General features: G+C 60.3%; 11 protein-coding genes. 9 read left to right on the top strand and 2 right to left on the bottom strand.

Annotated elements, in window-relative coordinates; all coding sequences use genetic code 11:
- Nucleotides 1-7: 7 nt before the first annotated feature.
- Together BS626_RS10140 and BS626_RS10135 are read left to right on the top strand one after the other, a co-directional pair.
- Nucleotides 8-1,477 (top strand): aldehyde dehydrogenase, encoded by a 1,470-nt coding sequence (locus tag BS626_RS10140; RefSeq protein WP_075182275.1) that lies wholly within the window; start codon nt 8-10, stop codon nt 1,475-1,477.
- Between the two features lie 15 nt (nt 1,478-1,492).
- Nucleotides 1,493-3,133, top strand: a complete 1,641-nt coding sequence (locus tag BS626_RS10135; protein WP_075182274.1) for a thiamine pyrophosphate-binding protein — start codon at nt 1,493-1,495, stop codon at nt 3,131-3,133.
- A 257-nt stretch (nt 3,134-3,390) separates the two neighbouring features.
- Here the strand turns inward: BS626_RS10135 and BS626_RS10130 are convergent, their stop codons facing one another.
- Nucleotides 3,391-4,143 carry a M48 family metallopeptidase gene (locus BS626_RS10130; protein WP_075182273.1) on the bottom strand — a complete coding sequence of 251 codons (753 nt, stop codon included), beginning with the start codon at nt 4,141-4,143 and terminating at the stop codon, nt 3,391-3,393.
- A 263-nt stretch (nt 4,144-4,406) separates the two neighbouring features.
- Here BS626_RS10130 and tkt point away from each other — a divergent pair, with 263 nt between their 5' ends.
- The 7 genes from tkt to BS626_RS10095 all read left to right on the top strand — a co-directional run bounded on the left by tkt (nt 4,407) and on the right by BS626_RS10095 (nt 12,766).
- The gene (tkt, locus tag BS626_RS10125; protein ID WP_075182272.1) at nt 4,407-6,398 is read left to right on the top strand and encodes a transketolase; all 1,992 of its coding nucleotides are present in this window, start codon (nt 4,407-4,409) and stop codon (nt 6,396-6,398) included.
- 257 nt (nt 6,399-6,655) lie between these two features.
- A complete protein-coding gene (epd, locus tag BS626_RS10120) occupies nt 6,656-7,705 on the top strand; it encodes an erythrose-4-phosphate dehydrogenase (RefSeq protein ID WP_075182271.1) in 1,050 nt (349 codons plus the stop codon).
- Between the two features lie 22 nt (nt 7,706-7,727).
- Entirely contained in the window at nt 7,728-8,891 is a 1,164-nt protein-coding gene (gene pgk / locus BS626_RS10115; protein WP_075182270.1) for a phosphoglycerate kinase, read from the top strand.
- 99 nt (nt 8,892-8,990) lie between these two features.
- On the top strand, nt 8,991-10,070 hold the full coding sequence (fbaA, locus tag BS626_RS10110; RefSeq protein WP_075182391.1) for a class II fructose-bisphosphate aldolase: 1,080 nt from the start codon (nt 8,991-8,993) through the stop codon (nt 10,068-10,070).
- Nucleotides 10,071-10,253: 183 nt separating this feature from the next.
- Nucleotides 10,254-11,126 (top strand): small-conductance mechanosensitive channel MscS, encoded by an 873-nt coding sequence (gene mscS / locus BS626_RS10105; protein ID WP_075182269.1) that lies wholly within the window; start codon nt 10,254-10,256, stop codon nt 11,124-11,126.
- 135 nt (nt 11,127-11,261) lie between these two features.
- Entirely contained in the window at nt 11,262-11,882 is a 621-nt protein-coding gene (gene argO / locus BS626_RS10100; protein WP_075182390.1) for an arginine exporter ArgO, read from the top strand.
- 158 nt (nt 11,883-12,040) lie between these two features.
- The gene (locus BS626_RS10095; RefSeq protein WP_240494290.1) at nt 12,041-12,766 is read left to right on the top strand and encodes an oxidative stress defense protein; all 726 of its coding nucleotides are present in this window, start codon (nt 12,041-12,043) and stop codon (nt 12,764-12,766) included.
- Nucleotides 12,767-12,803: 37 nt separating this feature from the next.
- On the opposite strand, the gene BS626_RS10090 is transcribed toward BS626_RS10095, so the two are convergent.
- A complete protein-coding gene (locus BS626_RS10090) occupies nt 12,804-13,709 on the bottom strand; it encodes a LysR family transcriptional regulator ArgP (protein ID WP_075182267.1) in 906 nt (301 codons plus the stop codon).
- Nucleotides 13,710-13,830: the final 121 nt, after the last annotated feature.

The following is a 13,830-nucleotide window of genomic DNA, read 5'->3' as shown; positions in this document are numbered from 1 at the left end:
AGTTGACATGGAAACCGTGCCAATTTTTGTCGGGGGCGTGTGGCGAGAGGGGCGGGGGCCGCGCATGGAAAGCCGCTTTCCCGCCGACGGCAGTCTTAATACGGTGATGCGGGCCGCCTCCGCTGAGGATGTCGAGGCGGCAGTGCAGGCCGCAGAGCAGGCGTGGCGCGACCCGGCGTGGCGTCAGCGGCTGCCACACCAGCGCGCGGCTCTCCTGTTGCGGGTCAGTGAGCTGATTGACGCACAGCAGGAGAGGCTGGCCCAGTTGCAAACTCGCGATAACGGCAAGCCCCTGGCGGAGACGCGGGCCCTGGTGGCCAGCGCGGCGGCCACCGCCCGCTATTTTGCCGCCGCCTGCGAAACGCTGGAAGGCGAGCTCACCACGCCGCGATCCCCGGGCATCATGACGCTCAGTCGCTATGAACCGATCGGCGTGGTGGCGGCAATCACGCCCTGGAATTCGCCGGTGGCCAGTGAAATGCAAAAGATAGCACCGGCGCTGGCGGCGGGGAATGCGGTGGTGGTCAAACCGGCGGAAGCGACGCCGCTGTTGGCGCTGGAACTGGCCCGACTGTTTGAGCAGGCCGGTTTACCGCGTGGGCTACTCAGCGTGCTGCCGGGCAAGGGATCGGTCACCGGTGAGGCGCTGATTCGTCATCCACTCGTTAAGAAGATCGCGTTTACCGGGGGAACGGAAACGGGGCGTCATCTGGCACACGTTGCGGCTGAGAAGCTGATTCCAGCCTCGTTAGAGCTGGGGGGGAAGTCCCCGACTATCGTGCTGGATGATGCCGATGTTGAGGTTGCCGCACGGGGGATCTGCTACGGCGCCTTCAGCTCTGCGGGTCAGGCATGTATTGCCGGCACCCGGCTGTTTGTTCATCGCACTCTCTGGCAACCGCTGATGGCCCGGCTGGTCGAGCTGACCCGCGCGCTCAGGCTTGGGCATCCCTGTCAGCCCGGAACTCACGTCGCCTCGCTGATCAACGAGGCGCAGCGCGAGCGGGTGATGCACTACGTGGCGCTGGCGCGCGAAGAGGGAGGCACCGTGCTGTGCGGCGGCGGCGTCCCCTCCGATCCAACGCTGGCGTGCGGCCCCTGGTTTGAACCCACCATTATCACCGGCCTGTCTAATCAAGCGCAGGTGTGTCAGCAGGAAATCTTTGGTCCGGTGTTAGTTGCCCTGCCTTTTGATGACGAGCCGGCGCTGATTGCGGCGGCAAATGCGTCGATCTATGGCCTGGCTGCGGGGATCTGGAGCCGCGACAGCGCGCGCGCGTTGCGGCTGGCAGAGCAGCTCGAAGTCGGTACGGTTTGGATCAATACCTATAAAACGTTCTCTGTCTCGACGCCGTTTGGTGGTTATAAGCAAAGCGGGCTGGGACGAGAGAAAGGGCGGCAGGGACTCAAAGCCTGGATGCAGCAAAAAAGCGTTTATCTGGCGACCGCGCCCGGAATCAACCACTGGAGTGACTAACCCAAAGGGGCTGCTATGAACACGACGATCACGGTGGGGGAAGCCATTGCCCGCACGCTGGAGAGCTACGGCGTCACCACGCTGTACGGCATTATCTCTATTCACAATTTACCCATTGCGGACGCTATTGGCCAGCGCGGTGCAGTGCGCTTTGTTCCCGCCCGGGGAGAGGCCGGGGCGGTGACCATGGCGGACGCCCACGGCCGATTTTCGGGGCTGGGAGTGGCGCTGACCAGCACCGGGGTTGGTGCCGGTAATGCCGTTGGCGGTTTGCTTGAAGCGTTGAATGCCGGCACCCCGCTGCTGCACCTCACGGGGCAGGTGGAAAAGGCGTGGCTTGATGCAGACTGCGGCTTTATTCATGAGACGCGCGATCAGTGGGGAATATTACGCGCCAGCGGTAAAGCGGCGCTGCGCGTGACGTCGGCGCAGCAGGCGATAGCCCTGCTACATAAAGCGATTCAGCTGGCGCAGACCCCGCCCTGCGGTCCGGTCTCACTGGAGATCCCCATTGATATCCAGAATACGCCGATTCCGGTGTCGCTGTTAACGCCACCCTGCCAGCCGCCATGTGTGGCACCGCCGCCACGCGAGGCCAGGGAACGGTTGATCGCGCGGCTTAAGGCGGCGAAAAGGCCGCTATTATGGGTCGGCGGTGGCGCGGTGCAGTGCGCCGGGGCCGTTCGCCAGCTGGCCGATGCCGGTGTGACCGTTATCTCCAGCACTCACGGTCGCGGGATTCTTGCTGATGACCATCCGCGTAGCCTGCGGGCGTTTCATAACGCATCGGCGGTTGAGGCGCTGATGGCACAGTGCGACCTTACGCTGATTGCGGGATCGCGCCTGCGCAGTAATGAGACCCGCAGCTGGACGCTGAACTTACCCGCTCCGCGTCTGCAGATGGATCTCGATCCTGCCGCTGCCGGGCGTAATTACGCTATGGATATGACGATCACCGGCGCGTGTGAAACGCTGTTGCCCGCGCTGGCCGCTGCGTTAAGCCCGGGAGAAAAGGTCTGCGCCGAGTGGGATCGGGCGATTGTCGACGCGGTTACCGCCGCCGAGGCTGAATTGCGTGAGCAGTGTGGCCCCTATGCGCAATTAAATGATGCGCTGGCGCGCAGTCTGCCGGCGGAGGGCATATTGGTGCGCGATATTACCGTATCCGGCAGCCTGTGGGGCAGCCGCCTGTTTCGCGCCTGCCGGCCACGCCATAATGTTCACTCCCTGGCCGGTGCAATCGGTATGGGACTGGCGATGAGCATTGGCACCGCGTTGGCCAATCCCGGGCAAAAAATTGTTGCGCTGGTGGGTGACGGGGGCCTGTCACTGGGGCTGGGAGAGCTGGCTACGCTGGCCCAGGAGAAGGTGAACGTCACGCTGCTGGTGATGAACGACGGCGGGTACGGCGTGATGCGCGGCATTCAGGATAAGTATTTTGCCGGTCGACAATATTATAACCGGCTTCATACGCCAGATTTTTGCGCAGTAGCCACCGCAACAGGGCTGCGGGCGTGGCGACTCACGCACATTGCAGAGGCCGACGCCATTCTGGCAGAAGCGCTGGCTGTATCGGGACCGTCGGTGGTGGAGGTGGATATGCATGCCATTGGTCCACTACGTTTTGCGGGGCCGCCGCAAAAAACGCTGTATTAACGGTGGTGCCGAACGATGCCCCTGTTTAAAACCGGTCGGCGCGACGATTATCACAGCGCGCTGCGCCAGGGGGGCAGGCCCAGGGCGAACGGCGCTTGCCGAAAAAGCGATCGCTCACGGGGTCGGCACCCCGGCTGGCTGGCAGATTCCGGCGCAGGCCCGGATATGGCGCTGATTTCTGTGTGCACAGCGGGTGTGCCCGACAGCTGGCCCGACCCCGGACATGACGCCGGGGGAGGGCCGAGGACCCGCGTGCGTTATTGTCCGGCGGCAATACGATCGCGGATGTGCTGCGCGCGCGCAGCGGAGTCAGGGTGAGAGTCAAACAGGGTGCTCTGCTGACCGCCGCCTAGCCTGGCGAGCTTATCAAAGCTGCTGGCCAGGCCGTCCGGGCTGATGCCGCGTTTCTTCAACAGATCGAAGGAGTAATCATCGGCCTGCGTCTCCTGGGTTTGCGAGAACTGTGCGTTGATCAGTTTTTCACCCAAATCACCCAGCTGCGACTGGCTCAGGCTGGCGCCGATGCCGCCGGCCGATCCAATCGCGGTTCGCGCCGCGCTGGTCCCAACGGCAACCTGCATCGCTTTACGGGTGTGGCCCAGCGCGACGTGGCCCATTTCGTGGCCCAGCACGCCTTCCACTTCGTTATCGGTCATCATGTCCATCAGGCCGCTGTAGACGCGAATACAGCCATTGGCCATCGCCCAGGCATTCACATCTTTGGTCAGATAGACCTTGTAGTTGGCCGGCGTGCCGTTAATGTTGTCGCCCAGCGCGGCGGCAATTTTGTTCAGGCGCTGGGTGTATTCACTGTTGGCCGGCGCGATTTGCGCTTCGCTGTCCATTTTCTGGCAGGACTGATCGCTGAGCGTTTTGACCTGTTCATCCGTGAGGCTCCAGGCCTGAAACGCCTGCGCGCCGGATTGGAGCAGGCCATTGCTGTCCATATTCTGACACCCGGTAAGGAGGGGGGCCAGGGAGAGCGCCAGAGCGGCGGCACGGATTTTCATAGTATCTTCCTCAGAAACAGGCGGTGTTAAGACGTTTGGTCATAAAGTGTGACAGTCCGGATGACGTTATCACACTCCGATTCTTCCGGCGACGCCAGGGTTCTGAAAGCAGCGGACGGCGGCTTTTTTTGCCTCTGGCGGCATGTACGCGAGGCGCGGTTTGATGTAAATTGAAAGCCGATCTTCCTTTGCTTTGCCTGATAATTTATTACTTACAATAGGTTAAGGATGGCGAAGCGCATTAATCCGATCTGGAGTAGAAAATGTCTTCTCGTAAAGAGCTTGCCAACGCCATTCGCGCACTCAGTATGGATGCCGTACAAAAAGCCAATTCCGGCCACCCGGGTGCCCCAATGGGCATGGCGGATATTGCCGAAGTGCTGTGGCGTGACTACCTGAACCACAACCCGGTTAACCCGCACTGGGCCGATCGTGACCGCTTCGTTCTCTCCAATGGCCACGGTTCCATGCTGATTTACAGCCTGCTGCACCTCACTGGCTACGATCTGCCGCTGAGCGAGCTGGAAAACTTCCGTCAGCTGCATTCCAAAACCCCGGGGCACCCGGAGTACGGTTACACGGCCGGCGTAGAAACCACCACCGGCCCGCTGGGGCAGGGGATTGCCAACGCCGTCGGCATGGCGATTGCCGAACGCACGCTGGCCGCGCAGTTTAACCGTCCGAACCATGAGATAGTAGACCACTATACCTACGCCTTTATGGGCGATGGCTGCATGATGGAAGGCATCTCCCACGAAGTGTGCTCGCTGGCCGGGACCCTGAAGCTGGGCAAGCTGGTGGCGTTTTATGATGACAACGGTATCTCCATTGATGGTCACATCGACGGTTGGTTCACCGATGACACCGCGATGCGCTTTGAATCCTACGGCTGGCATGTGATCCGCGGTATTGACGGCCACGATGCGCAGGCGATCAAAGCGGCCATCGAACAGGCGCGTGCGGTAACCGATAAGCCGTCTCTGCTGATGTGCAAAACGGTCATTGGCTTCGGCTCGCCCAATAAAGCCGGCTCGCACGATGCGCACGGCGCGCCGCTGGGCGCCGAAGAGATCGCGCTGACCCGCAAACAGCTGGGCTGGCACTACGGTCCGTTTGATATCCCGCAAGATATCTACGCCCAGTGGGACGCGAAAGACGCCGGTCAGGCGAAAGAGGCGGCCTGGAACAGCAAGTTTGCCGCCTACCAGTCCGCGTTTCCGGAGCTGGCGGCAGAGTTTACTCGTCGGGTGAGCAACACGCTGCCGGCCAACTGGGCGGAAGAGTCGCAGAAGTTCGTTGAGCAGCTGCAGGCCAACCCGGCGAAGATCGCCAGCCGTAAAGCCTCACAGAATGCGATTGAAGCCTTCGGTAAGCTGCTGCCGGAATACCTCGGCGGGTCGGCGGATCTGGCCCCAAGCAACCTGACCATGTGGTCCGGCTCTAAGCCGCTGAATGAGGATGCTGCGGGTAACTATATCCACTACGGCGTGCGCGAATTTGGTATGACCGCTATTGCGAACGGCATCGCCCTGCACGGCGGCTTTATGCCATACACCGCCACCTTCCTGATGTTTGTTGAGTATGCGCGTAACGCGGTACGTATGGCGGCGCTGATGAAAATCCGTCAGGTGCTGGTTTACACCCACGACTCGATTGGCCTGGGCGAAGATGGTCCGACCCACCAGCCGGTTGAGCAGCTGGCCAGCCTGCGCGTTACCCCGAACATGAGCAGCTGGCGCCCGTGCGACCAGGTCGAATCCGCGGTGGCGTGGAAAGCGGCGATTGAGCGTCAGGACGGCCCGACCGCACTGATCCTCTCCCGCCAAAACCTGGCGCAGCAGCCGCGCAGCGCTGAGCAGCTGGCTAACGTAGCGCGCGGTGGCTACGTGTTGAAGTCCTGTGAAGGGCAGCCGGAACTGATCCTGATTGCCACCGGTTCCGAAGTGGAGCTGGCGGTTGCCGCGGCCGATCGGCTGGCGGAAGAGGGGCGTAAGGTGCGCGTGGTCTCCATGCCGTCGACCGACGTCTTCGATAAGCAGGATGCGGCCTACCGCGAAGCGGTACTGCCGAAAGCGGTTAGCGCGCGCGTGGCGATTGAAGCCGGGATCGCTGACTACTGGTATAAATATACCGGTCTGAACGGCGCTATCGTTGGCATGACCACCTTCGGTGAGTCCGCGCCGGCGGACCTGCTGTTCAAAGAGTTTGGCTTCACCGTCGATAACGTGGTGCAGAAAGCGAAAGCGCTGCTGTAATCTCACGGGCCGGGCGAGCATGGCGCTTGCCCGGCCTTCTCCCGCGACGTATTGGGCGATTTTTGTGACGAAGATCCAATTATTGACACCCTTTTTGATCGCAATCATTCCGGTTATTCCCGCCTTGCATTATCCTAGCTGAACCGTTTCAGTTGTCGTGCCTGCCGCGCATGTGCAGTGATAATCTCCTGTACAAATGGCGCCATCTGGCCCAGTCTGTCGCCACCGTTTTTTTCGGGATGTTATGCAGGAGTGGTATGACCGTTCGCATTGCGATTAATGGCTTTGGCCGCATTGGACGAAATGTGTTACGCGCCCTTTACGAAACCGGGCGCCGCGCGGAAATCGCCGTGGTGGCGATTAACGAGCTGGCCGACAGCGCCGGCATGGCGCATCTGCTGAAATACGATACCAGCCACGGCCGCTTCGCCTGGGATGTTCGTCAGGAACGGGATCGGCTGTGCGTCGGCGACGATACCATCCGCCTGCTGCACCAGCCGGCGCTGGCCGATCTGCCGTGGCGGGAACTAAATGTCGATATTGTGCTGGAGTGTACCGGGGTGTACGGCTCCCGCGCCGACGGCGAAGCCCATTTGCGCGCCGGGGCAAAGAAAGTGCTGTTTTCCCATCCTGCCGATGCCGATATGGATGCTACCGTGGTGTTTGGCGTTAACCAGCAGGCGCTGCGCGCCGGCGACCGCATTGTGTCCAACGCCTCCTGTACCACAAACTGTATTATTCCGATCATTAAGCTGCTGGATGATGCCTTTGGCATTGAATCCGGCACCGTCACCACCATCCATTCGGCCATGCACGATCAGCAGGTGATTGACGCTTATCACAGCGATCTGCGCCGCACGCGGGCGGCGAGCCAGTCAATTATCCCGGTGGATACCCGGCTGGCTGCCGGGATTACCCGGATCTTCCCTCACTTCAATGACCGTTTCGAAGCCATCGCCGTGCGCGTGCCGACCATCAACGTTACCGCCATCGATCTCAGCGTCAGCGTGCGTGAGGCGGTAGATGCGGGTCGGGTGAATGCGCTGCTCAGGAATGCGTCAGAGGGGGCGTTTAATGGTATAGTTGACTACACGGAATTGCCTTTGGTCTCGGTCGATTTCAATCACGATCCGCACAGTGCCATTGTGGACGGCACGCAAACGCGGGTCAGTGGACAGCACCTGATTAAAACGCTGGTTTGGTGCGATAACGAATGGGGCTTTGCCAACCGGATGCTGGATACCACGTTGGCGATGGCCGCAAGCGGTTTCAGTCACGGCGCGGTGTGCGCCTGCAACAACACTTAGAGAATCAACGAGAGGGTTCACCATGTCTGTAATTAAGATGACCGATCTGGATCTGGCCGGTAAACGCGTACTGATCCGTGCCGATCTCAACGTGCCGGTCAAAGAAGGTAAAGTGACGTCGGACGCGCGCATTCGTGCCTCCCTGCCGACTATCGAAGCCGCGCTGCAGCAGGGTGCGAAAGTGATGGTGACGTCGCATCTGGGACGCCCGACCGAAGGTGAATATAACGACGAGTTCTCGCTGCTGCCGGTAGTGAACTACCTGAAGGATAAGCTGGCGGGCACCCCGGTTCGTCTGGAAAAAGAGTACCTCGACGGCGTGGAGGTGGCGGCCGGCGAACTGGTGGTGCTGGAAAACGTGCGCTTTAACAAAGGCGAGAAAAAAGACGACGAGACGCTGGCGAAAAAATACGCCGCGCTGTGCGATGTGTTTGTGATGGATGCTTTTGGCACCGCCCACCGCGCGCAGGCCTCTACCCATGGCGTCGGTCAGTTCGCGCCGATTGCCTGTGCCGGTCCGCTGCTCTCCGCGGAGCTGGACGCGCTGGGCAAAGTGATGAGCAATCCGGAACGTCCGCTGGTGGCAGTGGTTGGGGGTTCTAAAGTCTCCACCAAATTTGACGTGCTGCAGTCGCTGGTAAAAATCGCCGATACGGTCATTGTTGGCGGCGGCATTGCCAATACCTTCGTGGCAATTGACAACAAGGTTGGGAAATCCCTGTACGAGCCGGACTTCGTTGAGGCGGCGAAAAAACTGCGCGACGAGTATGGCATTCCGGTGCCGACCGATTCCCGCACCGGTAAAGAGTTCTCTGAAACTGCGCCGGCCACGGTGAAAAAAGTGAGCGAGATCGCCGATGACGAAGAGATCATGGATTTCGGTGATGAGACCGCACAGGCGATGGCGGCGCTGCTGAAAAACGCCAAAACCATCCTGTGGAACGGTCCGGTCGGCGTATTCGAGTTCCCGAACTTCCGTAAGGGAACCGAAATCATTGCCAACGCCATTGCCGATAGCGAGGCCTTCTCCGTGGCCGGCGGCGGTGACACCCTGGCGGCGATCGACCTGTTTGGGATTGAGGACAAAATCTCCTACATCTCTACCGGCGGTGGCGCCTTCCTCGAGTTCGTCGAAGGCAAAACGCTGCCGGCGGTCGCGATGCTGGAAGCGCGCGCCAAGCAGTAAGGTTCACGGGGCGGCGGCAGGCCCGTCGCCCACTCCGTTTATCTTCCCCTGTCTGCGCTGACTCAGCCAGGCATCAGGCCAATGAAACAGGATATAACCATGGCTAAAATTTTTGATTTCGTAAAACCGGGCGTTGTCACGGGTGATGACGTACAGAAAATCTTCAACGTGGCGAAAGAGCATCACTTCGCCCTGCCGGCCGTTAACTGCGTGGGCACGGACTCCATCAACGCGGTACTGGAAGCCGCGGCGAAAGTTAAAGCTCCGGTCATTGTGCAGTTCTCCAACGGCGGTGCGGCGTTTATGGCCGGTAAAGGCCTGAAGACCGATAAACCGCAGGGCGCGGCCATTTTTGGCGCCATCTCCGGTGCGCTGCACGTCCACCAGATGGCCGAGCACTACGGCGTGCCGGTGATCCTGCACACTGACCACTGCGCGAAGAAACTGCTGCCGTGGATCGACGGCCTGCTGGATGCCGGCGAAGAACACTTCAAGAAAACCGGTAAACCGCTGTTCTCTTCCCACATGATCGACCTGTCCGAAGAGTCGCTGGAAGAAAACATCGAAATTTGTAGCCAGTATCTGGCGCGCATGGAAAAACTGAACATGACGCTGGAAATCGAGCTGGGCTGCACCGGCGGTGAAGAAGACGGCGTGGATAACAGCCACATGGACGCATCTGCGCTGTACACCCAGCCGGAAGATGTGGATTACGCGTACACCGAGCTGAGCAAAATCAGCCATCGCTTCACCATCGCGGCCTCTTTCGGCAACGTGCACGGCGTCTACAAGCCGGGTAACGTTAAGCTGACGCCGACTATCCTGCGCGATTCGCAGGAGTACGTCAGCAAGAAACATAATCTGCCGCACAACGCGCTGGATTTCGTGTTCCATGGCGGTTCCGGCTCCTCTGCCGAAGAGATCAAAGAGTCCATCAGCTACGGCGTGATTAAGATGAACATCGACACGGATACCCAGTGGGCCACCTGGGATGGCATCCTGCAGTACTACAAAGGCAATGAAGCCTATCTGCAGAGCCAGCTGGGCAATCCGAAAGGCGAAGATCAGCCGAACAAAAAATATTACGATCCGCGCGTTTGGCTGCGCGCGGCGCAGTCCTCTATGGTCGTGCGCCTTGAGCAGGCCTTCAAAGAACTGAACGCGGTCGACGTCCTGTAAGGCTCGTCCTTCCGTCCGAAAGGCCCCGTCAGGGGCCTTTTTTTTGGCCGGTGACCGGCGGGAGCGTGCGAAAAAACGTTCGGTATTTGGCACAGTTGCCCATTTTTGGTTACCCTTGTTCGGGTTACTCGCCCGCGCAAGCGGGGGCGGTGTGTATTTTTTGGGATGAGAAAGGGTGGTTGAATGGAAGAGCTAAACGTAGTCGAAGGCATCAATAATGCCGGCGGCTGGCTGGTGCGTAATCAGGCGTTAATCCTGAGCTATGCAGTCAATATCGTGGCGGCAATCGTCATTATCATTATCGGTATGCTGGTCGCACGGGTTATCTCCGGCGCGGTCAACCGTATGCTGAAAGCGCGTAAAATCGATACCACGGTAGCGGATTTTCTTGCTGCGCTGGTGCGCTACGGCATCATTGCCTTTACGCTGATTGCCGCACTGGGGCGGGTTGGTGTACAGACCGCCTCGGTGATTGCGGTACTGGGTGCCGCGGGCCTGGCCTTTGCGCTGGCGCTGCAGGGGTCGCTGGGTAATCTGGCCGCCGGGGTGCTGCTGGTCACCTTCCGCCCGTTCCGCGCCGGAGAGTACGTTGATCTGGGCGGCATTGCCGGTACGGTGCTCAGCGTGCAGATCTTCTCCACGACGCTGAAAACGACCGACGGAAAAATCGTGGTGGTGCCGAATGGCAAAATCATCGCCGGCAACATCATTAACTACTCGCGCGAGCCGGAGCGCCGCAATGAATTTATTATTGGCGTGTCTTACGATGCCGACGTGGATCAGGTGATGACCCTGCTGCGCGGCGTCGTAGAGGCCGATGAGCGGGTCATTCAGGAGCGCGGTATCCAGATTGGCCTGAATGAACTCGGCGCGTCTTCGGTCAACTACATCGTGCGCTGCTGGAGCAAGAGCGGCGATCTGCAGCAGGTGTACTGGGATCTGCTGGCCAACTTCAAGCGCGCCCTGGATGCGCAGGGAATTGGCATTCCTTATCCGCAGATGGATGTTCATCTGCACCGCGTCAAAGCGGCGGAGGCCGTGGCGCAAAGCGAGTAATTCTCGATGTTGGGTGCGGCGCCCGCCGCACCCATGATAAGTTCTGCTTATTCCCCATTAATATTTTGCGTTTCCCCTTATGATGCTTCCCTCTTACACTGCCCGCCATTACGGCAACGGACAGAGGTGACGGCGGTGTTTTCGATCTATTTTCAGGGCGTCATGCTGGGGGCGGCGCTGATCCTGCCACTCGGCCCGCAAAATGTATTTGTGATGAATCAGGGGATGCAGCGCCAGTATCACGTGATGACCGCCGCGCTTTGTAGCCTGAGCGATGCGCTGCTGATTGGCGCTGGCCTATTTGGCGGCAGCGCGCTGCTGCTGCAGTCGCCCCTGCTGCTGCAGTGGGTTACCTGGGGCGGGGTGGCGTTTCTGCTGTGGTACGGTTTTGGGGCGTTAAAAACTGCCTGCAGCGGCGCGGTAACCCTGGCGCAAACCCTGCAGGCGCCGCGCGGCCGCTGGCGCATTGTCCTGACCCTGATGGCGGTGACCTGGCTCAATCCCCACGTCTATCTCGATACCTTTGTGGTGCTCGGCAGCCTGGGTGGACAGCTGCCGACCGAACCGCGCCGCTGGTTTGCACTGGGGACCATCACCGCTTCGCTGCTCTGGTTCTTTGGTCTGGCGCTGCTGGCCGCGCGGCTGGCGCCGCGGCTCAATACCGTGTTGGCCCAGCGCACGATCCAGCTGCTGGTGGGCATCGTGATGTGGGGCGTAGCCGGTAAGCTGGCGTGGCAGGCATGGGCTACGCAGTAAGCGACAGAATCAGACTTGCGATCATGGCAGAATGGCTCGGACGGGATTAAGCTTAGCGGGCATTGAGGGCCGTCGCGTTAAGAGCGGTAAAACGCAGGGTGATGGCCCGCCGGAAGATTACACTTGCGCAACGGAAACCCGTGCACACGGAGGAAAGAGTGAAGCTAACATCGCTGGCATTTGCCACCCTGATGGGACTGAGTGTCGTCCCGGTTATCGCCGCAGCGAATGAGCTGCCCAATGGTCCCCACGTGGTGACCTCCGGCCAGTCGAGCGTCGATGCCAGGCCCGATATTGCCACGCTGGCGATCGAGGTCAGCGTGTCGTCGAAAGATGCGGCGCAGGCCAAAAAACAGGCGGACGATCGCGTGGCACAGTACTTTGATTTCCTGCAGAAAAATGGCATTGATAAGAAAGATATTGATGCCGCTAACCTGCGCACCCAGCCGGAGTACGACTATCTGAAAGACGGGAAGTCGGTACTAAAAGGCTACAAGGCCGTGCGCCAGGTGCAGGTGACCCTGCGTCAGCTGGATAAGCTCAACGATCTGCTGGATGGCGCCCTGAAGTCGGGGCTGAATGAGATCCGCTCGGTAGAGCTTGGGGTTGCCAATCCGCAGACCTGGCGTGACAAGGCGCGCCAGGCGGCCATTGAGAATGCCACTTCGCAGGCCGCGGCGCTGGCCGCAGGCTTCAACAGCAAGCTGGGGCCGGTCTACAGCGTGCGGTACCACGTTGCGAACTATCAGCCCATGCCGGTGGCGCGGATGTATAAGGCTGCTGAAGCGGCGCCGATGGCGTCGGCCGCCGAGACCTACGAGCAGCAGACAATCCACTTTGACGATCAGGTCGACGTGGTGTTTGAACTGCAGCGTAATCCGTAAGTCGCTTGCGGGCCCCCGGAGGGTGGCCCGCGCTATCTCAGCTGGCTTCCGTCCCCTGGCGCAGCACGCGATGGCCGTGCGCCAGCAGCGCATCGGTCACCCGCCGCATCAGCCGGCTTTCCGGCGCAAAGCGGTGCCAGTACAGCATCCGCCGCTGCAGCAGTCCCGGTGTCAAATCAATCAGCTCACCGTTCTCCAACTCGCGCTCAATCTGCAGGTGCGGAATCATACAGCAGGTCGAACCCTGCCGCGCCAGCTGCACGAAGGCTTCCGACGAGTTAACGATATGGCAGGGCACGCTGCCCGGCGACAAATCAAAGTTCTGCTGTAAAAAGGCCTGGTGCATATCGTCGAGATGATCAAAAGCCACCGCCGGTGCCTTCAGCAGCGCCGGACGGGTGACGCCGTTGGGAAAATAGCGGGCGGCAAACGTCGGCGAGCCGACAAACAGGTAGTCCAGTGCCCCGAGCTGATCCACCAGGCAACTCGGCAGCGGCTGGGGCTGAATACTGACCGCGCCGACCACCTCGCCGCGGCGCAGTCGTTCCTGGGTACGGGTTTCATCTTCCACCTGCAGATTAAGCCGCACCGGTGAATCGGTCAGCACGTCTTTCAGCGCCGGCAGCAGCCAGGTGGCCAGGCTGTCGGCGTTCACCGCCAGCGACAGTAGCAGCGGGGTCGTGCCGCCGTTTTCATCCCCCAGCCACTCCTCTTCCAGCAGCTCAACCTGGTGTAACAGCGCCAGCAGCTTCTGGCCCTGTTCGGTCGGGCGCGGCGGCACGGTGCGCACCAGCAGGGGTTGCCCAAACATATTCTCCAGTTGCTTGATGCGCTGGGACACTGCGGATTGGGTGATGCAGAGCTTTTGTGCGGCGCGTTCAAAGCCGCGCTCTCTGATGACCGCATCCAGGGCCTGCAGTGTGCGATAGTCCGGGCGTTTCATGATGGTGTAACTCTCCTTGCAGTGAATGTTTCGCACTATGCCACATTTTTCACACTTTGCCCCCCTCTGTTGCCGGGTAAGCGGTTTATACTACGCGCTCGGTGACAGGCACAGGCCAGGA

Source organism: Pantoea sp. 1.19 (genome assembly GCF_001922585.1).
Taxonomy (GTDB): Bacteria; Pseudomonadota; Gammaproteobacteria; order Enterobacterales; family Enterobacteriaceae; genus 1-19.
Note: the sequence above shows the minus strand (reverse complement) of the source record. Positions and strands in the feature narration are given on the sequence as shown.

Coding starts and splice junctions, on each gene's coding strand:
- BS626_RS10140 (WP_075182275.1), top strand. CDS start 8: ATGGAAACCGTGCCAATTTTTGTCGGGGGCGTGTGGCGAGAGGGGCGG.
- BS626_RS10135 (WP_075182274.1), top strand. CDS start 1,493: ATGAACACGACGATCACGGTGGGGGAAGCCATTGCCCGCACGCTGGAG.
- BS626_RS10130 (WP_075182273.1), bottom strand. CDS start 4,143: ATGAAAATCCGTGCCGCCGCTCTGGCGCTCTCCCTGGCCCCCCTCCTT.
- tkt (WP_075182272.1), top strand. CDS start 4,407: ATGTCTTCTCGTAAAGAGCTTGCCAACGCCATTCGCGCACTCAGTATG.
- epd (WP_075182271.1), top strand. CDS start 6,656: ATGACCGTTCGCATTGCGATTAATGGCTTTGGCCGCATTGGACGAAAT.
- pgk (WP_075182270.1), top strand. CDS start 7,728: ATGTCTGTAATTAAGATGACCGATCTGGATCTGGCCGGTAAACGCGTA.
- fbaA (WP_075182391.1), top strand. CDS start 8,991: ATGGCTAAAATTTTTGATTTCGTAAAACCGGGCGTTGTCACGGGTGAT.
- mscS (WP_075182269.1), top strand. CDS start 10,254: ATGGAAGAGCTAAACGTAGTCGAAGGCATCAATAATGCCGGCGGCTGG.
- BS626_RS10090 (WP_075182267.1), bottom strand. CDS start 13,709: ATGAAACGCCCGGACTATCGCACACTGCAGGCCCTGGATGCGGTCATC.